Below are 21,241 nucleotides of genomic sequence, written 5' to 3' on the forward strand. Positions count from 1 at the left end.
CTTCGCGAAACGCGCACCTCTTATTGGTTCGCTCGCTCCGCTCGCTCACTGCGGCGGGTTCCCGTGCTTGCGGGCCGGCAGCAGCGCGTGCTTGGTGGACAGCATGTCGAGCGCGGCGATGACGGTCGCGCGGGTCTCGGCGGGGTCGATGACGTCGTCGACGAGGCCACGTTCGGCCGCGTAGTACGGGTGCATCAGCTCGGCGGTGTACTCCTTGACCAGCTGGGCGCGGGTGGCGTCCGGGTCGTCGGAGGTGGCGATCTCGCGGCGGAACACCACGTTGGCGGCGCCCTCGGCGCCCATCACGGCGATCTCGTTGGTGGGCCAGGCGAAGGAGACGTCCGCGCCGATCGAGCGGGAGTCCATGACGATGTACGCGCCGCCGTACGCCTTGCGCAGGATCAGCGAGATCCGCGGCACGGTGGCGTTGCAGTACGCGTACAGCAGTTTGGCACCGTGTCGGATGATGCCGCCGTGCTCCTGGTCCACACCGGGCAGGAAGCCGGGGACGTCGACCAGGGTGACCAGCGGGATGTTGAAGGCGTCGCAGAACTGCACGAAACGGGCGGCCTTCTCGGAGGAGTGAATGTCCAGGACTCCGGCCAGCGACTGCGGCTGGCTGGCCACCAGCCCGACCAGCCGGCCGCCGAGCCGGGCCAGCGCACAGATCACGCTGGTGGCCCAGCGCTCGTGGATCTCCAGGTACTCGCCGTGGTCGACGATCTCCTCGATCACCTTGCGCATGTCGTACGGCCGGTTGCCGTCGACCGGGACGATCTCCAGCAGCGCGTCGGTGCGGCGGTCCATCGGGTCGTCCTGGGCACCGCCGGGCGGGGCCTCACGGTTGTTCGCGGGCAGCAGGGCCAGCAGGTAGCGCACGTCCTCCAGGCAGGACTGCTCGTCGTCGTACGCGAAGTGGGCGACGCCGGAGAGCTCGCTGTGCACGTCGGCGCCGCCGAGCCCGTTCTGGCTGACCCGCTCGCCGGTCACGGCCTGGACGACGTCCGGGCCGGTGATGAACATCTGCGAGGTCTCGCGGACCATGAACACGAAGTCCGTCAGCGCCGGGGAGTACGCGGCCCCGCCGGCGCAGGGGCCGAGCATCACCGAGATCTGCGGGATGACGCCGGAGGCCCGGGTGTTGCGCTCGAAGATGCCGCCGTAGCCGGCGAGGGCGGTGACGCCCTCCTGGATCCGGGCGCCGGCACCGTCGTTGAGGGAGACCAGGGGCGCGCCGGCCGCGATGGCCATGTCCATGATCTTGTGGATCTTCTGCGCGTGCGCCTCGCCCAGGGCGCCGCCGAAGATCCGGAAGTCGTGCGCGTAGGCGAAGACGGTCCGGCCGTGCACGGCACCCCAGCCGACGACCACGCCGTCGGTGTGCGGCTTCTTCGCCTCCAGGCCGAAGCCGGTGGCGCGGTGCCGGCGCAGCGACTCCAGCTCTTGGAAGGTCCCGGGGTCGAAGAGCAGGTCGATCCGCTCACGGACCGTCAGTTTGCCCTTGCCGTGCTGGGCCTCGGTGGCCCTGGGGTCTCCCGAGCGGATGCCGGCCCGCAGGCCCCGAAGCTCCTCGACCCGATCACGCATGGTGGACGCGGTGGACGCGGTATCCGGCACCGGTCATCCCCCCTCTGAATGCTCGACGGTGCCTCGACGGTAGGCACCGCCCGGTCGGGGGCGCCACGGTTCGCCGGGCGGCCGTCCGCAAGCTGAACCGCCCGCCCCGGGCGCCCGTCCCGATCCGGGCCGAGTGGCCACAAGCTGCCACGCCGCAGGTGCGGATGAGGGCAACGGTGCGATGCTGCAGCCTCACCCTCTGCGATCGCGGACTTCGGTCGCGCACCATCCATCGGTTCGGATCGCCCGCCCGGCATTACCCCTGATGCCGGGGCTTCAAATGTCAAGGAGTGTCATGTTCACACGGATCGGGCGGTTCGTCGTCCGCCGGCCATGGCTGGTCGTCGCAGCCTGGCTGATCGCGGCGGTCGCGCTGACCGCGCTCGCGCCCAAGCTCAAGTCGACCACCGACCAGGCCGAGTTCCTGCCCTCGCACTACGAGTCGGTCCAGGTGGCCGAGGTGCAGAAGCGCGCCTTCCCCGGACCCGACCAGCCCGCCGCGATCGCCGTCTTCAAGCGCACCGACGGCGCCGCGCTCACCGACGGCGACAAGGCCGACCTGGCGAAGATCGCCGCCGGGCTGGAGGCCAAGCAGTACGCCCACCTCAAGAAGGTCCAGACCGACCCGAGCTCGATCTCCCCGGACGGCCGGATCGGCCTGGCACAGGTCTATGCGGACATCAAGGACTCGTACGACGAGGCCGTCACGAACGACGTCAAGCAGCTGCGGGTGGACGTCAAGGAGCTCCTGAACGGCACCAGCCTCAAGGTCGGCGTCACCGGCGACGCCGCCACCGCGCTGGACTCCCAGGACTCCGGCAACAACACCGACGGCATGATCATGATGGCCACCCTGCTGCTGATCATCATCCTGCTCGGCGTCATCTTCCGCAGCCCCCTGATCGCGCTGCTGCCGGTGCTCGTGATCCTGATGGTCTACCTGACCGCGACCGGGCTGATCTCCACTGCCAGCTCCGTCTTCGGGCTGACCGCCGACTCCTCCGTCTCGACCATGCTGATCGTGGTCCTGTTCGGCGTCGGCACCGACTACCTGCTCTTCCTGCTCTTCCGTTACCGCGAGTTCCTGCGAGCCGGGATGGAGCCGCGCCCCGCGATGGCCGAGGCCGTCGCCAGGGTCGGCGAGACCATCGCCTCCGCGGCCGGGGCGGTGGCGGTGGCCTTCCTCGCGCTGACCCTCTCCACCATGGGCATGCTGCGCGCCATGGGCCCGTCGCTTGCCATCGCCGTCGGAGTCAGCATGGTCGCCGGCGTCACGCTGGTGCCGGCCGTATTCGCGCTGCTCGGCCGGGCCGCCTTCTGGCCCTCCAAGGCCTGGAAGCGCGAGCCGAAGAACGCTCTGGCCCGGAAGGTGGGCGGCCTGACGGCCCGCCGCCCGGGGCTGGTCGCGGCGGTCTCCGGTGGTCTGCTGGTGGTGCTCGCGGCCGGTGCCCTCGGGTTCAAGGCCGACTTCGACAGCGGCTCCTCGCTGCCGAAGAACCTGGAGTCGGTGCAGGCGATGGACGACCTGCAGGGCGGCTTCTCAGCCGGCCGGGCCGAGCCGACCCTGGTGTTCCTGGAGAACACCGGCGGCGGCAAGCTGGCCGAGGACCAGCTGACCGCCTACCACGACAAGCTCGCCGGCATCGGCGGTGTCGCCCAGGTCTCCCCCGAGGTGCGCTCGGCCGACGGCACCGTCGCCCAGTTCAGCGTCTCGCTGGCCTACAAGCCGATGGAGGAGAAGGCGATCGACCTTGTCGACGGCGCACTGCGGGACCAGGCGCACGCCGCCGCACCGACCGGTACCCGGGCCCTGGTCGGCGGCATGACCGCCGTCATGGGTGACATCCGCACCGCCACCAACCACGACTACACCGTGGTGTTCCCGGTCGCCGCCCTCGCCATCATGCTGATCCTCGGCCTGCTGCTGCGCAGCGTGGTCGCACCGTGGTTCCTGATGCTGTCCGTCGGCCTCGGCTTCGTCGGCACGCTCGGCGCCACGGTCTGGCTCTTCCAGGGCGTCAAGGGCGCCAACGGCGTCCTGTTCAGCCTGCCGATCCTGGTCTACCTCTTCGTGGTCGCCATCGGCACCGACTACAACATCCTCATGATCGCGCGCTTGCGCGAGGAAATCCGCGAGGGCAACGACCCCCGAGCGGCGGTCAAGCACGCGGTGGCCCGGTCCGCTCCGACCATGGGCGCCGCGGCGATCATCCTGGCCGGCACCTTCGGTGTCCTGATGCTCGCGGACAACTCGATGCTCCAGCAGATGGGCTTCGCGGTGGCGTTCGGCATCCTGCTCACCGCCTTCGTGATGGCGCTGTTCCTCGTTCCCGCCACCACCACGCTGCTCGGCCGCCGGGCCTGGTGGCCGGGTCTGAAGGACCAGGCGCCGAACCCGGCCGGCGAGGAGCCCGTCCTGGTCGGCAGCGGCCGTACCACGGGCTGACCTCCGTCGGCGACGGCGAAGGGGCCGCCGGGTCGGATCCGACCCGGCGGCCCCTTCGCGTGCGGGCAAGCGGTTTGGCCCGTCTTCGAACTCCCGCTTGCCGGGCGGGAGTTCGAAGACTGGCCCTACGCAGTACGGTGTTCGACCAGGCCGACCAGGGCGGACAGCGCGTCCCGGGCCGGGAGGTCCGGCAGGGCGGACAGCGCGTCGCGGGCGTCCGTCGCGCAGGAGTGCAGGAGTTCCCGGGCTCGGGCCTCGGCGCTGGAGCTGCGCAGCAGCTCCGCCGCGCGGCGGCGGTTGCGCTCGTCGGCGAGTGGGCCGCCCTCCAGCAGCCGGCGCAGCTCGGCCGCGCGCGGCCCGTCCTCACTGAGCGCCAGCAGCACCGGCAGGGTCCGCACCCCGACGGCGAGGTCGATCCCGGCGTCCTTGCCGGACTCCGCCGGATCGGCGACGAAGTCCAGCAGGTCGTCCGAGAGTTGGAAGACTATGCCGAGCTGCTCTCCGTACTCGGCCAGCGCCCGGACGGCCGGTGCGGGCGCACCCGCCACCTCGGCGCCCAGGCGCAGCGCCAGGGAGATGAGCGAGGCCGTCTTGTCGGCGATCACCGCGAAGTGGTGGGTCAGCGGGGACTCCCCCGCCGCCGGCCCGGTCAACTCCCGCAGCTGGCCCCGGACCAGGCGTTCGGCGGCACCGCCCTGCATCCTGATCACGTCGTCCCCGAGGCCCGCGGCGAGCCGGCCGGCCCTGACCAGCAGCCGGTTGCCGAGCAGCACCGCCGTCCGGTTGCCCCAGCGGGCCGGGGCGCTCAGCACGCCGTGCCGGCTGCGGGCGCCGTCCATCACGTCGTCGTGGTGCAGCGAGGCCACGTGTATCAGTTCGACCAGAGCGGCGGCGTCCAGCACCTGGCCCGTCCGGTCGTCTTCGGCCCCGGCCCCGGCCCCGGCGCCGAACTCGGCCGCGAGCAGTACCAGCAGCGGCCGCAGGCGCTTCCCGCCGGCCTCGATCAGGTACCGCGACCACTCGGCGACCAGCGCGTTCGGCACATCGGCCGCCGTCTCGCGCAGGCGGGTCTCGGCGTCGGCCAGGCCGCGGTGCAGCCGGGCGGTGAGCCCCGGGTCGGCCAGGGCCAGGCGGGCCACGAGGGAGTCCGGCCGCGGCTCGGCGGTCAGCGTGGTCATCGTTCCTCCGGGCAGAGCGTCAGCACGGTCGTTCGAGCCCGACCCTAGGGCCCGTGCGCGGGGATCGGCCGAATTCCCGGGACAGGCTGGCAACAAGCTGTCAGCGGGCAGACGGCAGGCCCCGGTCCGCGTGGGGTCGGACCGGGGCCTGAGTGCGTGCCGCGGCCATGGGGAGCCGCTGTCAGGTGATCGAAGGTCAGGCGCCCATCGCCTCGACGAGGCTCTTCGGGCGCATGTCCGTCCAGTTGGTGTTGATGTAGTCGAGGCAGTTCTCGCGGCTCTCCTGGCCGTGCACGACGGTCCAGCCGGCCGGGACCTCGGCGAAGGCGGGCCACAGCGAATGCTGGTTCTCCTCGTTGACGAGGACGTAGTAGGAGGCGCTGTCGTCCTCGAACGGGTTGGTCGCCATGATCGGGCTCCTGTTGGTTGGTTGCGGATGGAACGGGCGTCGGCGTCGGTTGACGTCGGCCGACGTTGGTCAGCGGGCGGCCGCGGTGGCGGCCGCCATGCGGTGGCGCACGGCGGAGACGAATCCGGGCAGCCGGTCGATGCCCCAGAACCGCTGGTAGCCGTCGATGAAGTAGGGGACTCCGAACACCCCGTCCCGGTAAGGGAGGTTGAGCGCCTCCAGGCCCCGGGTGCGGACCTCCGGGTCCTGCCACGCCCCGCCCGTCAGTCCGGGGTCGAGGCCGACTCGCTCGCCGAGCCCGGCGACGACCTCGGGGTCGGAGATGTCCAGCCCCTCCTCCCACCTGGCCCGGTAGGTCGCGTCGATGAACTGCCGGCCGCGGCCGTGGTCCCTGGCCACCAGGTAGGCCAGGTGCGAGACCTCCCAGCGGGGCGCGCGGTCCACCGGCCAGACCATCCGCAGCTCACGCTCCAGGGCCAGCCGACGGACGTCCTGGAGGACGTACAGGTACTTCTCCCGGGACATCGCAACGTAGGGCAGCTGCACCCCGGTCGCCTCCAGGTGGTCGTGGTGGGCGTCGTCCGGCTCCCAGAACGGCAGCCAGTCGATCGTCTCCGCCACATCGGGGTACCTCGTGGTGAGGTCCCGGTAGGCCATCCAGGAGTACGCGCTGCTGAACGAGAAGTACCAGCGCGGTGGCTTTCTTGCCATCACCGTCTCCAAGGAATTCGCAAATGAATCGCCGTTCGGATTTCTATCGATTTCCACCGGGCCCGGACAAGCCGTCCGGCAAGTAACTGCCAGGAATTCCCGGACGGTCGGTCAGGTCAGCCCCCCGCCGAGCCGGGCGGCCGCATCGATCAGCAGACCGCCGTACAGCCGGCCCGGGGCCCGGGACATCAACGTGACCGGCCCGTCCAGCACCAGCGCGGCCACCACCCGCCCGGCGGCCCCGCGCACGGGCACCGCAGCCGCGGCGAAGCCCAGCTCGCCGGCCCCCAGGCTCTGCGCCCAGCCCTGCTGGCGCACCTTGGTCAGGGTGACCGCGCCGAAGCCGGCCGCCCGGATGGCCTGGGTGATCTCCTGCGGGTCCTCCCAGGCCAGCAGCACCTGGGAGCCCGCGCCCGCCTTCATCGGCAGCGCCACGCCCAGTGCCGATCGGGCCTGCCGTCCGGTGCCGGGGCCCTCCGCCGTGGCCACACAGATCCGCTGGTCGCCGTGGCGCCGGTAGAGCCGGGCGCTCACCCCGGTACGGACCCGCAGCTCCGCCAGCACGCGCTCGGCGCCCTGCAGCAGCCGGTCGCGGCCGGCCTCCTCGGCGAGTTCGCCGATCCGCGGGCCGAGCACGAACCGCCCCTGGGCGTCCCGGGTCAGCAGGCGAATGTTCTCCAGCGCGAGCGCGAGCCGGTGCACGGTCGCCCGGGACAGCCCGGTGACTTCGCTCAGGGTCCGCAACGAGGCCGGTCCGCCGGCCAGCACGCCGAGCAGCAGCGAGGTCTTGTCCAGGACGCCGACGCCGCTGCGCGCCTCCGAGGTCACGGTGCTCATCGCGTCACACGATCCGTGCGGCCAGGTCGCGCACCAGCGCGTCCCGTTGCTCCAGCAGGTAGAAGTGGCCCCCCGGGAACACCGTCAGGTCGAAGGAGGCGGCGGACACGTCAGCCCAGGCCGCCATGTCGACCGGGCTGATCCCCGGGTCGCGGTCGCCGACATAGCCGACCACCGGGCAGCTCACCGGGTGCCCGGGCTGCGCGTGGTAGGTGCCGACGATCTCGAAGTCGGCCCGCATGGCGGGCATCACCAGCTCGTACAGGTCGGGGTCGCTGAGCAGCCGCGCCTCGGTTCCGCCGAGCCTGAGCACCTCACCGATCAGGGCCTCGTCACCGCCGAGGTAGGTGGGCTCGGGGTTCACCCGGTGCGGCGCCTTGCGGCCCGACACGTACAGGCCGGCGAGCCGGACGCCGTGCTCCTTCTCCAGCTTCAGCGCGACCTCGTAGCCGAGCGAGGCGCCCATGCTGTGGCCGAACACGTGCAGCGGCACGTCCAGGAACGGGAGCAGCGCCTCGGTGACCGCCGCGGCGAGCTCCGCCATGTTGGTGATGCAGTCCTCGGTGATCCGCTCCTGCCGGCCGGGGTAGCGGGTCGCCAGGACCTCGACCCCGCCGCCGAAGTAGTCGGCCCAGCCGTGGAACGTGCTGGCGGCCCCGCCCGCGTGCGGCAGGCAGACCACCCGTCGGACGACCTCGCCGTCCGATGGCGGGTAGCGCCGGAACCACCGGCTGTCGACTGCGCTCTCGATCATCTCTCCCTCTCCTGTCCGTACGTCATCCCCGCGTACCCGACACCGCCGGGCCGACGGCCCCGAGGGCCACCGGGCTGTCGATGGAGAGCACTTCGGTCTCCGGTGTGATGCGGCGGACCATGCCGGCCAGCGTGCGGCCGGGGCCCAGCTCGATCAGCCGCTCGCACCCGAGCCGGCCGACCAGCGTGCGGATCCCGGCCTCCCAGAGCACCGGCGACGTCAATTGACGATCCATCAGTTCCGGCCAGTCGGCGCCGGACGTGTGGGGGCGGGCGTCCACGTTGGCGACCACCGGGGTGTGCAGCGTGGCGAACTCGACGCCCACCAGTGCGGCCCGCAGCCGCTCGGCGGCGGGCGCCATGTACGGGCTGTGGAAGGCCCCGCCGACCGGGACGCTGATCAGCTTCGCGCCGATCCCGGGCGCCTCGGCGGCGGCCGCGGCCACGCCGTCCGCGGAGCCGGAGAGCACCACCTGGCCGGGCGCGTTCACGTTGGCCACCCAGACCTGGTGTCCGGCCGCCCGGGCGTCGGCGGCCAGCGCCTCGACGGCCGGCAGGGGCGCGCCGACCAGCACGCCCATGGTGCTGTCGGACAGCTCGGCCGCCTCCCGCATGGCGCGGCCACGGACGGCGACCAGCATGGCCGCGTCCGCGAGCCCGAGCGCCCCTGCCGCCACCAGGGCGGCGTACTCGCCCAGGCTGTGGCCGGCACAAGCGGCGACCGGCGCCTCGGACAGCAGTCCGCGGCGGCGCGCCTCGTCATGGGCCATCACGTCGACCGTGAAGATCACCAGTTGGGCCAGATCGGTGCGGCGCAGCAGCGCGCCGTCGGTGTGCAGGAGCAGCTCGGCGACGTCCTCCCCCGCCTGCTCGGAGACCGTTGCGACGAGGGACCACGCCTCGGTGTCCCGCCAGGGGGCACCCATGCCCTGCTTCTGGGTGCCCTGCCCGGGGAACAGCAGCGCGATCGGTTCGGGGGTCATGGCCACACCTTCCAGCCGGCGGATCACCGAGTTGCCCGGGTCTCTGAGGCGGAGCCGGCCCCACCGGGGGTGCGGGGCCGGCTCCGCCGCTTGTCGCCGTCCGGGGCGCACCGTTTCCCACCGAAAACGGAACGCTCCTCACCCGAACGGCAATTCCGGCGACCCGCCCGGGGAGGTGGCTGCCGGAGGCTTACTGGTTCTGCTGACGTCGATCCGCGCGATGCGAATCCCGGTCGACGGCGGGTCCCGGGTCGGGGCCGCACCGTTGTCCGACCGATTTCCGGTCGGCGTCCAACTGCCGTGTTCCGACCGCGAACCGACCGGTATTCGCCGACAACTGGTTTCCGCCGCCATTTCTATCCGCCCGCCCGAACCGGCGGCAACGCCCGTTTCAGGAAGCTGCCACGGCCCGGCCGATGGCCGCGCGACGGCCCGCGCCGCAGGTCAGGCGGTACGGCGGGCCGGGCGGGGCGGCTGCCCCACGGTCAGCAGCCCGAGTTCGGCGGCGCGCGCACCGGCCTGGAAGCGGGAGTTCGCGCCGAGCATCTCCATGATCTCGGCGACGTACCGGCGGTAGGTGCGGACCGAGACCGAGAGGTCTCGGGCGGCCACCTCGTCCGTCACGCCGGCGTTCAACCGGTCGAGGATGCGCCGGGCGAACTCCGCCCTGGCCCGGCTCCCGAACTCGAACTGGCCCTCCACCGGGACGGCACGCCGCCAGACGCCCGCGAACAGGTTGTGCATGGTGCGGATCACCGAAACGTCCTGGATCACCGCCGCCTGCCGGCTGCCGGTCACCAGGTCGGCACAGGCGAGGACGACCTGATTGTCCACCAGGACCGTTTCCATCCAGGGCAGTTGACACGTCCGGACCTCCAGGTGGCGGCCCGCGTCGAGCTGCTCCCGGACGAACTCCCGGTCCAGCGTCTCCGGCACGCACAGCAGCCGCACGGTGACCGCGTCGCCGCACGCGCCGAGCATCTCGCCCAGCGCCTTGTAGATCCCCTTGGCCCTGGGCACGTCCGAGGCGAGCACCACCTCAAGCCTGCGCCTGGTGCGCCCGATCAGCCGGGCGGCCTCGGCGGACAGCTCCGCCTCGTCCGGCGGCACGGAGGTGACCACGGCCGCTCGGGACACGAAGTTGCGGTGTCTCGCCACGGTGTCCTCGATCAGGGCCTGAACCTCCAACAGCCCCTGTTCGACCTCGTCCCCGAACCGGCGACGGGTGAGCGACGCCCGCCCCGGCCTGCTCGACAGTTCCCTCATGGCTACCCCCATGACATGCGACTCCGTCCACCGTCATCGAACAGTCCGGCACCTCGACGGTCCTACGGTGCTGTCAGCAAGCTGCGCGACCGGTCGGACCGAGGCCCAACGCACGCCCCGATCGGCGACGGCCTGTGCGCGGACGTCCACCCAAAGTGGCGATCGGCGCCCCCCGAACGGGCCCGGTTGACCGATTCCGGTCATGACAGGTAGTGGCCAGCTCCGGAATTTCCGATCCCGACAGGCATTACGTTCGGATCAGCCTTTCGAGGGAGGAAATTCCGTGAACAGCACTCAGCTCACGGACGAGCCCGAGTACGGCGTCTACCGCCGGATCATGACAATGATGTCGTCGTCCGGGACGCCGTTCCGTCTGATTCACCACCGTCCGGAAGGACGCACCGCCGAGGCCAGTGAAATACGCGGGCATTCGCTCCGACAGGCCGCGAAATGCATCGTGGTCCGCACCAGGACCGCCGGGGGCCTGCCCCGACACAGTGTCGTCGTCGTGCCCGGTGATCGCCGGGTCGACCTGGAAGCCGTCACACACCATGTCGGCGGCGACCGGACGACGTTCGCCGACCGACCGACCGCGGAGCGGCTCACCCAGTGCCGCAGCGGATCCATCGTGCCCTTCACCTTCCACCGGGACCTTGAGCTGTTGGCCGACCCCACGCTGCTCGAGCCCGAGGAGATCTTCTTCAACGCGGCCCGGCTCGACCGCTCGCTGGCGGTCGCGCCCGCGGACTGGGCCGCCCTCGCCTGCCCGCTGATCAGGCCGGTGGCGCAGCGCGATCCGGTGGCCGTCGGCTGATCGAGCCGCGGGCCACCGCCACGGCGGAGCTCCGGGGGTGCGGCAATCCCGCACCCCCGGAGCTCCGCCTTCGGTCATCGGGAACCGGCCGCGACCGCCGCCTCCTCCGCCACGGTCCAGCCGTCTGCGTCCAGCAGCCGGGAGAGCGCCGACGCGGACTGCTGCTGCACGAGCAGCTCGACCAGGCCGCGGGGCCGGTCCATCGAGTGCTCGATCCGGACGTCCTCGATGTTCACCCCGATCTCGCCCACCGCGGTGAACAGCCGTGCCAGGGCGCCCGGTTGGTCCGGCACCAGCACCGGGACGGGGGTGAGGTCGGTGAGCGGTGTGCCCGACTTGTGGGCGACCCGCGCCCGCCCGCGGTTGCCGTGCCGCAGGACGTCGTCCAGGGTGGCCGCGGCGTGCTTGCGCCGTGCGGTGTCGCTGCCGGCCAGGCCCCGCAGGGCGGTGATCGCCCGGCCGAGGTCGGCGGCGTACTCGTCGAGGACGTCCGCGACGGCGGCGGCGTTGGCGTCCAGGATGTCGCCCCAGAGGCCGGGGTCCCCCGCCGCGATGCGGGTGACGTCCCGCACCCCCTGGCCCGAGACCCGGATGCTGTCCTCCCCCGCGTCCGCCAGGCGGGCCGCCATCAGGGACGAGACCAGGTGCGGGGCGTGCGAGATGAGGGCGACGGCGCGGTCGTGCGCGGCGACGTCCATCACCACCGGCGTGCCGCCGCACAGCGAGGCGAGCTCCAGGGCGCGGTTGAGCGTCTCCTGGCCGGTGTGCGCGGACGGCGTGAGCACCCACGGCCGGCCCTCGAACAGGTCGGCCCGGCCGGCGAGCGGCCCGGAGCGTTCGGTGCCGGCCATCGGATGCCCGCCGATGTAGCTGGCCGGGTCCGCCCCGGCGCGCCCGATCTCGTCGTGCGGCTGCGCCTTCACGCTGGCGACGTCGGTGTAGGCACGGGCCAGGCCGTCGCGCTGCGCCTGCGCCAGGACGGTACCGACGTGCGCGGGCGGCACGGCGAGGACGGCGAGGTCGACCGGCGCGTCCGGTGCGGCCAGCGAGCCCGCGCCCATGGCCTCCGCCGTCCTGGCCGCCGTCCGGTTCACGTCGTCCAGGTACACCGCCACCCCGTGCCGGGTCAGCGCGAGGGCGACGGAGGTGCCGATCGCCCCGGTTCCGATGACGACGGCGCTCCTCATCGGCCGGGCCCGTCGACGGCTGTGGCCGCGGCTTCGGCCTCGACGAAGCGCGCCAGCCGGGCGATGCCGTCCTCGACGTCCGCGCGGGTCAGGTAGCTGAAGGAGAGTCGCATTTCGTGCTCGCCCCCTCCCTGGGGGTAGAAGTACGACATCGGGGTCCAGATGACGCCGTGCTCCTCGGCGGAGCGCAGCAGGGCGGTGTTGTCCACCGCGAACGGGACGTTGACGGTGAGGAAGAACCCGCCGCTGGGGACGTTCCAGCTGATGCCGAGTTCGCGGCGCCGCGCCTCGGGGAAGTGCCGCTCCAACTGCTCCAGCACGGCCGCCAGGACGTCCCCGTAGTGCGCGGCGGGCCCGGCGTTGAGCTCGGAGAGCCGCCCGTCGGCGGCCAGCAGCAGGCCGGCCACCGCGGCCTGGCTGAGCGGCGGGGTGTTCACCGTCACCATGCTCTTGATCTTGGCGAGTTCGTCGGCGAGCAGGCCGGTGGCCCCGGAGGCGTCCTCGACCGGCTGGTCCGCGACCACGAACCCGATCCGCGCGCCGGGGAAGGCCGTCTTGGAGTACGAGCCGAGGTGAACGACCCGGCGGCCGGTGTCGAGCGACTTGAGCGTGGGCAGCCGTGTGCCGGTGCTGACCAGGCGGTAGGGGTTGTCCTCGATCAGGAGCAGGTCGAGGCGCTCCGCGAGCGCGAGCAGGTCCTCGCGGGTCTGCCGGGGCATGGTGTTGCCGGACGGGTTGGAGTGGTCGGGCACCACGTAGAGCGCGCGCGGGCGCCGCCCGCGGGCCCGCTCCGCCAGGACGGCCGCCTCGACCGCCGCGCAGGAGAGGCCGTCCGGTCCCTCCTCGATCGCGGTCACCGGGATGCCGAGCAGCGCGGCCGCGCCGGTGATCCCCACGTAGCAGGGGCTGGTGGTGAGCAGGACGTCCTGCGGGCCGGCGAACAGCGCCCGAACGGTGAGGAACATCGCCTCCTGGCAGCCCACCGTGACCACGATCGACGCGGGGGTGACGTCGATGCCCTCGTCCTTGCGCAGCGAGTCGGCGATCAGCCCGTTGATCAGCCCGGCGGTGGGCCCGTACTGGAACAGCTTGGTCCGGATGCCCTCGGGGGTGTCGCCCTGCTCGGCCAGGTGGTCGAGGTAGCGGCGAATGTGCGTGAAGAGCTGCTCGGTGTCGAAGAAGCCCTCGTACGGCCGGCCCGGGGCGAAGGAGACCGCCTCGGGGTAGCGGATGGTCACCTCGTTGAGGAAGTTCATGGTGTCCAGCACCGGGTCGCTGACACTGGCGTGCAGTTCCTCCTTGCGCAGGACGCCCGGGGTGGACGGCTGTTCGGCCGGTGCGGCGGCACGCGGCGCGGGCACGGTGGACGGGCCTGGCTCCAGCACGGCGGGGCCCGCGTCGGCGGCCGAGCGGGTGCCGGTCAACAGCAGCGCGTCCTCGAACTCCCCGACCAGGATGTCGAACACGCCGGTGACACCGGTCTGCCCGGCCACCGCCAGGCCGTGCAGCACCGGGCGGCCCAGCAGGACGGCGTCGGCGCCGAGAGCGAGCGCCGTCAGCACGTCGGTGCCGCGCCGAACGCCGCCGTCCAGCAGCACCGGGCAACGGCCGCCCACCGCGCCGGCGACGTCCGCCAGCACCTCCAGGGTCCCGTACGTGCCGTCGAGTTGGCGTCCGCCGTGGTTGGAGACGATGACGCCGTCCACGCCGGCCTCGATCGCACGGGTGGCGTCCTCGCCCGTGGTGATCCCCTTGAGCAGGACGGGCAGGTTGCTGACCGACCGCAGCCAGGAGACCACCGACCAGTCCAGCGCGGGGTCCAGTTCGGCGCGCCCGTGGCCGCTCGGCGAGGAGTAGTCGGCCGGCGGCAGGTTGGCCGGCACGATGCCCGCGGGCAGCCGGAAGTCGTTGCGCAGGTCGCGCAGCCGCCTGCCGAGCCGGGGCGTGTCCACCGTGAGAACGAGCGCCTCGAAGCCCGCCTGCTCGGCCCGCTCGATGAGTTGACGGGTCGTCTCGCGGTCGCGGAAGCAGTAGACCTGCAGCCAGAGCGGCGAACTCGCGGCGGCGGCCAGCTTGTCGAAGGGCTGCCCGGCGAAGGTGCTCACCACGACCGGCAGGCCCGCCACCCCGGCCGCCTGCACGGTGGCGATCTCGCCCCCGGGGTGGACCAGCGTGTGGTATGCCATCGGGGCCACCCCCACCGGGGCAGCCCAGCGGCGGCCGAGCACCGTGACCGAGGTGTCGACCTCGCTCACCCCGGTCAGCACCCGGGTGCGCAGCCGCATCCGGTCGAAGGCCAGGAGGTTCCGGGAGAGCGTCCGCTCCTCCCCCGCCCCGCCCTGGATGAAGTCCCAGAGCGACGGGTCCAGGCGCTCACGGGCCAGCGCGGCGTAGTCGTCCAGGGTCAGCGCCTGCGGAGCCGCGCTCCGCGCGGTGTCGGCCGTCACGGGGTGACCGCCTCCCTCGAGGGCGTCGCGAGCGCGAAGTGGTGTGCGTACATGGTGAGTTCCCATCCGACGGTTGGAAGCGATGTCGATTAGACGTCACCGCCGACCGGTCCGACGTCGGCCCCATAGCAGATCGACAACTTACTGACAGGATCGGGGAGTCCGCTGCTGCCGGGGACGGCCCGACGACGCCGACACCACTGCACGGTCAAGGCGCCAACGCGACGGCGGGGAGAGGGATTCGCGCGTACACACCGCGAATCCCTCTCCCCGCCGCCGTCAACGGTCGTTCTCCGCCGATGCGTTGGTCAGCGCGGAATCAGGGTGGGGCAGCTGCCGGTGAGCCAAGCCTTCCGGGCGGCGTTGTCCCCGGGGTTGACCCACATGAAGTCGAGCCACACGGACTTGTAGAGCTTGCTCCCGGTGGTGGCGTCGACCACGCCGGTCGCCGGCAGCTGACTGTTCGTGATCATCACGTTGGTCATCGGCTGGAACTTGGCCACGGCGTCGGCGGTGCTCTGGCCGTAGACGCCGTCCTCCGCGAGGCCGGAGCCGATCTCAAGGTTCAGCGCCTGTTGAACACAGGTGACCGCTGGGCCGGAGTCCCCCAGCTGGAGGGTCGTGGCCGCGGTGGCGGCACCGGCCGAGCCGACGGCCAGACCGAGGACGGCACCCGCACCGAGGGTGAGGGTGGCGGCACGAAGAGCCCAAGTCTTACGCAAGGGTTGAACCTCCTCGTTTCAGCGGAAGATGCTTCAGGGCGGTGCGTTGTGTCGGGCCCGACCCGGTCAATCCTGCGCCCACCAACGGGCGGAGCAGCCGCTTCCGGGGGCTCTTGACCACAAGCGGACAGAATCTCCGGAGGCCGCCCATCACCCGGCGACGGCGGCTTCAACCTTCCGCTGCGTGCCGCCGACCGACTCGGCGGCCTTGCGACGGCGGTAGTAGTGCACGGTGAGGATGCCGAGCAGCGGCCCCCAGGCGGCCAGCGGCCAGTACGACGCGTAGAAGACGAAGACCTGCCAGCCGTGCGTGCCCACACCGGGGTCGACGCCGCCGTCGACCCTGCGACCGAAACTGATCATGATCATCGAGTACGGCCAGAGCAGGGTGTTGAACGTCGCGCCGAGGCCGGCCGGGATGACCGCGGCGAGGATCGGCACCCGCCGGCCACCCAGCCACGGGATCCACCGGGGCCACACCTCACCCCACTCGCTCACCAGGCCGAACGCCAGGAACGCCAGGGCCTCACTGACCGCGCTCAGCCCGAGGACGTACCACCACTCGCCGCCGAACCAGGCCGGCGGCGGGCGGCCGTCGCCCGGGGCGTCCATCAGCGGAACCCGGAAGTCGACGCTCACGACCCGCCAGAGCCCGGCGGGCAGCACGGTCATCGAAATCGCGAACGCGACCCACACCGCCCATCTGGGCACGCCCGCCGCCGTCCGGCCGTGCAGCCGTTCCAGAAAAGAGCGAGCGGTCATGGGGGAACCTCCTGGTCCGGGCGCCCGGTCGGTGCGGACGGTCTGCTGCGTCCGCACCGACCCCGTGGGCAGTGCTACCTTGCTGAATCGATGATCGCGGTGAGCGCCGTAGCGACACATCCGCCCTGAGAACGGAGCGACTCACTCTCGCGGGGGAGTCGGATCCACACCTTGCGCAGGAGCTGCGCGGGCGCGGCGGGTCAGCCGACGAGGAGCGGAAGCCGCTCCAGCAGCCGGGCGGGGAACATCTTGTGGGTGATCTCCTCGGACGGCACCGCGAGCTCGATCCGGTCGTACCGGTCGAGCAGGGCCGTCACGGCCGCCTCGGCGATCAGTTTGCCGAGCGAGGCGCCCAGGCAGTGGTGGATGCCGTGGCCGAAGCCGATGTGGCCGGCCGTGCTGCGGCGGATGTCGAAGGTGTCCGGGTCGGGGAACTGCGCCGGATCGCGGTTCGCCGACCCGTTCGCGACCATGACGAGGTCGCCGGCCGCGATGGACACGCCGCCGAGATCGAGCGCGTCCGCCGCGACCCACGGCATGGAGATGTGCACCGTCGTCTCGTACCGGGCGAACTCGTCGACGGCTCCGGACAGCAGGGACCGGTCCGCGCGGAGCAGCGCGAGCTGCTCGGGATTCTTCAGCAGGGACAGCATGCCGTTGCCGATCAGGTGGCTGCTCGGGCCGGAGCCCGCACTCATCACCTGGAAAATCATGGAGACGAGCTCCTCCTCGCTGATCCCCCCCTCGTGGTCGAGGACCTGGATCAGGTCCGTGAGCAGGTCCTCCCCCGGGTTCGCGCGGCGGCGGGCGATCCAGCTCAGCACCAGTTGAGCCATCTCCTCGGCGATCGGGCCCATGGTGTCCGCTGACGCCTCGTTCAGGGCCACGCACTGGTCCCGGAACTGGATCTGGTCCTCGCCGGGAACGCCCAGCAGCTCGCACAGGACCATGACGGGCATCGGGTACGCCAGCGCCGTCAGCAGGTCCACCTCCGGCTGACCGTCTACGGCGTCGAGGAGCCCCTCGGCCACCTTCGCGATCCGCGGCTTCAGCAGCCGGAGCCGGTGCATGGTGAACGCCCGGCCGACGAGGCCGCGCAGCCGGGTGTGGTCCGGCGGGTCCATCGCCAGCAGGTGGCTGGTGAGCACCCGTTCACCGAACGAGCGCTCCGCGCGCGACGGCATGTGGGCAACGCCGGCCTGCGCCGCGGCGGCCTTGGCCATGAGGTCCTGGTCCTTGACCAGCCGGTGGTCGGTCAGTGCGGCACGCGCCTCGGCGTACCGGACCACCAGCCACACGGGCATCGGCCCCATGCCGACGCGAACCACCGGGGCCTGCTCGCGGAACCGCGCGTAGTGCGGGTACGGGTCCCGGAAGAAGTCCGGGCCAAGGACCTCGGGTGCCTCTGCGCTCGTCTGCGTCATCTCATGTCTTCCTCTCGAATCCGCCCCCGGTACCGGGAGAGTGCGTGACTACCTCTACCAAGCGCGGCCCGGCCGAGCCCCAAGGAATTCAATATTTGATTGCACGGGCCGTCAGCTCACTGTCGACAACCGGCCGAAACTGGCCGTGGACAGCTCAAACAGCCCATATGGGAAGGCATTTCAGAATGCCAGCAGGGTGGCAACTAGCTGCCAGTCCGATGGACGCCCGGCACGGCACCGGCAATACTCCGGTGGAATAGCGGCCGACGACAGGCGTTTTCGCCGGACGGCCCGGGCATGCGCGCTCCGGTGCATTGCCGCTCCGGGTGGCGAAACACAGTGATCCCGGACAGAACTGCCGATGGATCACTCCGCACCTTCCATTTATCGATAGGTGACTGAGAAATGTCGCGTGGATTCTCGATCGGCATCGTCGGAGGTGGCGCGGCCGCGGTCTGCCTGATCGACGCGCTGGCCGGTGCTCAGGGCGGACCGGGCAGCATCACGGTGTTCGAGCCGTCGCCCCACCTGTGGCGCGGCCGCGCCTACCAGCCGGACACCGAGACCCTCAGGGTGAACGCAACACCGGACGACATGTCCGTCCGGGCGGCCGACCCGGGCCACTTCGAGCGATGGCTGGAGACCCACGACCGCATCGCCGGCACGACGAACGGCCTGGACCGCTGGTCCGGCGTCCGGTTCGCGCCACGCACGGTCTACGGCGACTACCTTGAGCAGAGCGCCTGCACCGCCCTCGCCGACCTGCGCCGTCAGGGCTGGCAGGTGAACCTCATCGGGGAGTCGGTGGAGGCCGCCGTCCGGACCGCCGACGAGGTGGTGCTGCGCTCCGGCCGGGGCAACGTCCGGCCGTTCGACTACGTGGCGCTCTGCGTCGGCGGCGACAGCCCGGAGGACACGTACGGCCTCTCCGGTGCGCCCGGTTTCACGGCCGACCCCTACCCGATCCTCGGCACATTGCAGGAGATCGACGCGGACGACCACATCGGGGTCATCGGCAGCGGCCTGACCTCCGTCGACATCATCCTCTCGCTGGCCGGCCGGGGGCACCGCGGACGGATCAGCCTGCTGTCCAGGAGCGGCGTCCTCCCGGGGGTGCGGCAGAGACCGGTTCCGTTCGAGCTCCGGCACTTCACTCCGGAGCGGATGGGACTGCTGTGGAGACAGCAGCGCGAACTCTCCATCGAGGAGCTCGGCGCGATCATGACGGACGAGTTCCGGGAGGTCGGCGCCGACCTGCGGGCCGTGATGTCCGAACTCCTGCAGGAGGGCCGGGAGGACCCGGTGGACGTGCTGCGCAGGCAGTTCGCCGACGTCGACTCGCCGCACATGGGCCTGCGCATCCTGCGTCGGGCCGTCCCGGAGACCGGCCCGGACGTGTGGCCGCTGCTGCGGGCGCAGGACAAGGCCGAGGTGCTCCGTGCGCACTACCGCACCGTCATGAGCCTGTGCTGCCCGATGCCGCCGAGCAGTGCGGCCGTTCTGCTGGAACTCTTCGGGACCGGTCAGCTGCAGAGCCACTCGGGCCTGCGCACCGTCGCCCCGCGCCCGGGCGGAGGCTTCGACGTCGTCACCGAGCGAGCCGCCTTCACGACGGACCGGGTGATCAACGCGGTGAACGCGGCCTCCGGCCGCATCCCCGCGGCCGCGAAGCCGCTGGTGACCTCACTGGTGGACGGCAATGCCGCACGTCAACACCCGCACGGCGGGCTCCACTTGGCGCGGGCCACCAGCCGGCTGACCGTCGACGGCACGCCGGACCCCCGGCTGTACGGGCTCGGCAACATCGGCTCCGGATCGCTCTTCTTCACCTGGGGTCTCCCGTCGCTGGTCGACCGCAGCGTCGACATCGCCGCCGCGATCCTCGCGCACGCCTCCGGCCTGGACGCCACCCGGACCGAGGAGGTCCTCGTCTCCACCTGAGCAGCTTCCCGTCCCGTGCCGGGGACTGCCGCCGTCCGGCCGACCCGCCCAGTGTCCGCCGACCCGCCCAGTGTCCAGAGAGGAAACGCCCCATCATGAGCACCAGCGCCGACGAACAGAGCCCCGAGTTCCTGGCCGACACGGCCACCGGACTCCCGATCCCCGGCGAGCCCGTCTTCGCCACCGCCGAGGAGACCCGCCGCCACCGCAAGCAGCGCCTCGCCGCGGCGCTGCGCCTGTTCGGCAAGTACGGTTTCGGGGAGGGCATCTCGGGCCACATATCGGTCCGCGACCCCGAGTACCCGGACCGCTTCTGGGTCAACCCCTTCGGCGTGTCGTTCAAGCACGTCAAGGTCGCGGACCTGATCTGTGTGGACTCGGTCGGCCGGGTCGTCGAGGGCAAGCACCGGATCAACCCGAGCGCCTTCGTGATCCACTCCCAGATCCACGAACTCCACCCCGACGCGACCGCCGCGGCCCACGGCCACACCGCGCACTCACGCGCGCTGGGTGCGCTCGGTCGTCTCCTGGAGCCCATCGACCAGGAGTCCGCCGCGTTCTACGGGCGACAGGTCCTTTACGACGAGTACGAGGGCCCCTCGGTCTCGCTGGCGCAGGGGCGCGACATCGCGGAGAAGCTCGGCGACAACCGCGCCATCCTGCTGCGGCACCATGGGCTGATCACGGTCGGCGGCTCGCTGGACGAGGCCGTGCACTGGTTCTTCACCTACGACAGCTGTGCCCAGGTCCAGTTGCTCGCCTACGCGGCGGGCACCCCGAAGGCGTTCACCCACGAACAGGCCCTGTCTGCCGGCGCCGGGTTCGGCGACGCCCAACTCGGCTGGTTCAGCTTCCAGTTGCTGTGGGACGAGATCGTCGCCGAGCAGCCCGACCTGCTGGAGGAGTAGCCGACCTTCGTCGCGAAGGACTTCCGCACCTGGGCGGCGCCTCGGCGCAGGCGAGCTCCGCGCAGATCGGACCGGCCCCCGGCTTTGAAGCCGGGGGCCGGTTGCGCGTTGTCGGTCGTCGGGGCAGTCGGGCTGCCGGGGCCACCGGCACGGCCACCATGGAGGCCGGCGGCGAGCAGGTCGGGGGCGTCGGCAGGAGGTCCGTCCGCAGGTAACGGGAGAGGCCGCTGCCACGGGTGTGAGGGCCGTGGCAGCGGCCTGGAGCATGGTTTGTCTCAGACGTACCTGGCCGCGTCCAGCGCCACCGGTCGCTGGAAGGAGCGGTCGCAGTAGACGAGCGGGGCGTCCTCCCCGGCGAAGGTGGCCTCGACCCGGCCGATCAGGATGGAGTGGTCTCCACCGTCGACGATGCGGTCCATGGCGCACGCCACTCGCGCCGCCGCATTCGGAATACCGGGAAGTCCTAGCTCCATCGGCAGCGTGTCCCCGGCCGCGAAGCGGTCCACTCCGGACCTGGCGAAGCAGCGCGCGATGTCGGCCTGCTCCTCCGCCAATATGTTGATCATGAAGAAGTCTGCGCCGGCGAAGGCCGCATGAGTACTGGCGGACTTGCCCAGGCAGACCAGCACGAGCGGCGGCGCGATCGACAGGGAGCTGAACGAGCTCGCGGTGAACCCCCAGCGGCGCCCGGCGCGGTCGACCGTGGTGGCCACCACCACCGGGCCCGGCACCCGTGCCATGGCCCGGGTGAACTGCTCGGGTACGACGGACATCTATGCCTCCGGTTTCCTGAGAGGGAGGCGGCGGTGAGCTGATTCCCACCGCCGCCGCGTGGC

General features: G+C 71.7%; 18 protein-coding genes. 4 read left to right on the forward strand and 14 right to left on the reverse strand.

Annotated features, from left to right (window positions below; genetic code table 11):
• Nucleotides 1–45: 45 nt before the first annotated feature.
• Nucleotides 46–1,587 (reverse strand): acyl-CoA carboxylase subunit beta, encoded by a 1,542-nt coding sequence (locus KV557_RS13240; RefSeq protein ID WP_218200079.1) that lies wholly within the window; start codon nucleotides 1,585–1,587, stop codon nucleotides 46–48.
• Nucleotides 1,588–1,912: 325 nt separating this feature from the next.
• Here KV557_RS13240 and KV557_RS13245 point away from each other — a divergent pair, with 325 nt between their 5' ends.
• Nucleotides 1,913–4,063 carry an MMPL family transporter gene (locus tag KV557_RS13245; protein WP_218200080.1) on the forward strand — a complete coding sequence of 717 codons (2,151 nt, stop codon included), beginning with the start codon at nucleotides 1,913–1,915 and terminating at the stop codon, nucleotides 4,061–4,063.
• A gap of 125 nt (nucleotides 4,064–4,188) precedes the next feature.
• On the opposite strand, the gene KV557_RS13250 is transcribed toward KV557_RS13245, so the two are convergent.
• From KV557_RS13250 to KV557_RS13280, 7 genes are all read right to left on the reverse strand, one after another.
• On the reverse strand, nucleotides 4,189–5,241 hold the full coding sequence (locus KV557_RS13250) for a polyprenyl synthetase family protein (RefSeq protein WP_218200081.1): 1,053 nt from the start codon (nucleotides 5,239–5,241) through the stop codon (nucleotides 4,189–4,191).
• A 196-nt stretch (nucleotides 5,242–5,437) separates the two neighbouring features.
• Complete coding sequence (locus KV557_RS13255; RefSeq protein WP_218200082.1) at nucleotides 5,438–5,650, reverse strand: MbtH family protein; 213 nt, start codon at nucleotides 5,648–5,650, stop codon at nucleotides 5,438–5,440.
• A gap of 69 nt (nucleotides 5,651–5,719) precedes the next feature.
• Complete coding sequence (locus tag KV557_RS13260; RefSeq protein ID WP_218200083.1) at nucleotides 5,720–6,361, reverse strand: 2-hydroxychromene-2-carboxylate isomerase; 642 nt, start codon at nucleotides 6,359–6,361, stop codon at nucleotides 5,720–5,722.
• A 111-nt stretch (nucleotides 6,362–6,472) separates the two neighbouring features.
• Nucleotides 6,473–7,198, reverse strand: coding sequence for an IclR family transcriptional regulator (locus tag KV557_RS13265; protein ID WP_218200084.1), 726 nt, complete (start codon nucleotides 7,196–7,198; stop codon nucleotides 6,473–6,475).
• Between the two features lie 4 nt (nucleotides 7,199–7,202).
• Nucleotides 7,203–7,952, reverse strand: a complete 750-nt coding sequence (locus KV557_RS13270; RefSeq protein ID WP_218200085.1) for a thioesterase II family protein — start codon at nucleotides 7,950–7,952, stop codon at nucleotides 7,203–7,205.
• Between the two features lie 22 nt (nucleotides 7,953–7,974).
• A complete protein-coding gene (locus KV557_RS13275; RefSeq protein ID WP_218200086.1) occupies nucleotides 7,975–8,934 on the reverse strand; it encodes an ACP S-malonyltransferase in 960 nt (319 codons plus the stop codon).
• A gap of 444 nt (nucleotides 8,935–9,378) precedes the next feature.
• Complete coding sequence (locus KV557_RS13280; protein ID WP_218200087.1) at nucleotides 9,379–10,200, reverse strand: LuxR family transcriptional regulator; 822 nt, start codon at nucleotides 10,198–10,200, stop codon at nucleotides 9,379–9,381.
• A 283-nt stretch (nucleotides 10,201–10,483) separates the two neighbouring features.
• On the opposite strand from KV557_RS13280, the gene KV557_RS13285 reads away from it, so the two are divergent.
• Nucleotides 10,484–11,014 (forward strand): YbaK/EbsC family protein, encoded by a 531-nt coding sequence (locus KV557_RS13285; RefSeq protein ID WP_308129881.1) that lies wholly within the window; start codon nucleotides 10,484–10,486, stop codon nucleotides 11,012–11,014.
• A gap of 74 nt (nucleotides 11,015–11,088) precedes the next feature.
• Here KV557_RS13285 and KV557_RS13290 read toward each other — a convergent pair whose 3' ends face one another.
• The 5 genes from KV557_RS13290 to KV557_RS13310 all read right to left on the reverse strand — a co-directional run bounded on the left by KV557_RS13290 (nucleotide 11,089) and on the right by KV557_RS13310 (nucleotide 17,556).
• Complete coding sequence (locus KV557_RS13290) at nucleotides 11,089–12,201, reverse strand: prephenate dehydrogenase (protein ID WP_218200088.1); 1,113 nt, start codon at nucleotides 12,199–12,201, stop codon at nucleotides 11,089–11,091.
• Nucleotides 12,198–14,648: an aminotransferase class I/II-fold pyridoxal phosphate-dependent enzyme gene (locus KV557_RS13295; RefSeq protein ID WP_308129882.1), complete on the reverse strand. Its 2,451-nt coding sequence runs from the start codon at nucleotides 14,646–14,648 to the stop codon at nucleotides 12,198–12,200. The genes KV557_RS13290 and KV557_RS13295 overlap by 4 nt, the downstream gene beginning before the upstream one ends.
• A 308-nt stretch (nucleotides 14,649–14,956) precedes the next feature.
• Complete coding sequence (locus KV557_RS13300; RefSeq protein WP_218200090.1) at nucleotides 14,957–15,370, reverse strand: peptidoglycan-binding domain-containing protein; 414 nt, start codon at nucleotides 15,368–15,370, stop codon at nucleotides 14,957–14,959.
• Nucleotides 15,371–15,520: 150 nt separating this feature from the next.
• A complete protein-coding gene (locus KV557_RS13305; protein ID WP_218200091.1) occupies nucleotides 15,521–16,132 on the reverse strand; it encodes a hypothetical protein in 612 nt (203 codons plus the stop codon).
• Nucleotides 16,133–16,332: 200 nt separating this feature from the next.
• Entirely contained in the window at nucleotides 16,333–17,556 is a 1,224-nt protein-coding gene (locus KV557_RS13310; protein ID WP_218200092.1) for a cytochrome P450 family protein, read from the reverse strand.
• 405 nt (nucleotides 17,557–17,961) lie between these two features.
• Between KV557_RS13310 and KV557_RS13315 the strand changes: the two genes are divergently transcribed.
• Together KV557_RS13315 and KV557_RS13320 are read left to right on the forward strand one after the other, a co-directional pair.
• The gene (locus KV557_RS13315; RefSeq protein ID WP_218200093.1) at nucleotides 17,962–19,497 is read left to right on the forward strand and encodes an FAD/NAD(P)-binding protein; all 1,536 of its coding nucleotides are present in this window, start codon (nucleotides 17,962–17,964) and stop codon (nucleotides 19,495–19,497) included.
• Nucleotides 19,498–19,592: 95 nt separating this feature from the next.
• Nucleotides 19,593–20,405 (forward strand): class II aldolase/adducin family protein, encoded by an 813-nt coding sequence (locus KV557_RS13320; protein ID WP_218200094.1) that lies wholly within the window; start codon nucleotides 19,593–19,595, stop codon nucleotides 20,403–20,405.
• Nucleotides 20,406–20,680: 275 nt separating this feature from the next.
• On the opposite strand, the gene KV557_RS13325 is transcribed toward KV557_RS13320, so the two are convergent.
• Nucleotides 20,681–21,178, reverse strand: coding sequence for a flavin reductase family protein (locus KV557_RS13325; RefSeq protein ID WP_218200095.1), 498 nt, complete (start codon nucleotides 21,176–21,178; stop codon nucleotides 20,681–20,683).
• Nucleotides 21,179–21,241: the final 63 nt, after the last annotated feature.

It is taken from the genome of Kitasatospora aureofaciens, assembly GCF_019192735.1.
Lineage (GTDB): Bacteria > Actinomycetota > Actinomycetes > Streptomycetales > Streptomycetaceae > Kitasatospora > Kitasatospora aureofaciens_A.

Excerpts from the sequence above, each read along its gene's own strand:
- KV557_RS13305 (WP_218200091.1), bottom strand. The coding sequence starts at position 16,132 with ATGACCGCTCGCTCTTTTCTGGAACGGCTGCACGGCCGGACGGCGGCG.
- KV557_RS13245 (WP_218200080.1), top strand. The coding sequence starts at position 1,913 with ATGTTCACACGGATCGGGCGGTTCGTCGTCCGCCGGCCATGGCTGGTC.
- KV557_RS13250 (WP_218200081.1), bottom strand. The coding sequence starts at position 5,241 with ATGACCACGCTGACCGCCGAGCCGCGGCCGGACTCCCTCGTGGCCCGC.
- KV557_RS13280 (WP_218200087.1), bottom strand. The coding sequence starts at position 10,200 with ATGAGGGAACTGTCGAGCAGGCCGGGGCGGGCGTCGCTCACCCGTCGC.
- KV557_RS13255 (WP_218200082.1), bottom strand. The coding sequence starts at position 5,650 with ATGGCGACCAACCCGTTCGAGGACGACAGCGCCTCCTACTACGTCCTC.
- KV557_RS13240 (WP_218200079.1), bottom strand. The coding sequence starts at position 1,587 with ATGCGTGATCGGGTCGAGGAGCTTCGGGGCCTGCGGGCCGGCATCCGC.
- KV557_RS13290 (WP_218200088.1), bottom strand. The coding sequence starts at position 12,201 with ATGAGGAGCGCCGTCGTCATCGGAACCGGGGCGATCGGCACCTCCGTC.
- KV557_RS13270 (WP_218200085.1), bottom strand. The coding sequence starts at position 7,952 with ATGATCGAGAGCGCAGTCGACAGCCGGTGGTTCCGGCGCTACCCGCCA.
- KV557_RS13265 (WP_218200084.1), bottom strand. The coding sequence starts at position 7,198 with ATGAGCACCGTGACCTCGGAGGCGCGCAGCGGCGTCGGCGTCCTGGAC.
- KV557_RS13310 (WP_218200092.1), bottom strand. The coding sequence starts at position 17,556 with ATGACGCAGACGAGCGCAGAGGCACCCGAGGTCCTTGGCCCGGACTTC.
- KV557_RS13275 (WP_218200086.1), bottom strand. The coding sequence starts at position 8,934 with ATGACCCCCGAACCGATCGCGCTGCTGTTCCCCGGGCAGGGCACCCAG.
- KV557_RS13315 (WP_218200093.1), top strand. The coding sequence starts at position 17,962 with ATGTCGCGTGGATTCTCGATCGGCATCGTCGGAGGTGGCGCGGCCGCG.
- KV557_RS13325 (WP_218200095.1), bottom strand. The coding sequence starts at position 21,178 with ATGTCCGTCGTACCCGAGCAGTTCACCCGGGCCATGGCACGGGTGCCG.
- KV557_RS13320 (WP_218200094.1), top strand. The coding sequence starts at position 19,593 with ATGAGCACCAGCGCCGACGAACAGAGCCCCGAGTTCCTGGCCGACACG.
- KV557_RS13260 (WP_218200083.1), bottom strand. The coding sequence starts at position 6,361 with ATGGCAAGAAAGCCACCGCGCTGGTACTTCTCGTTCAGCAGCGCGTAC.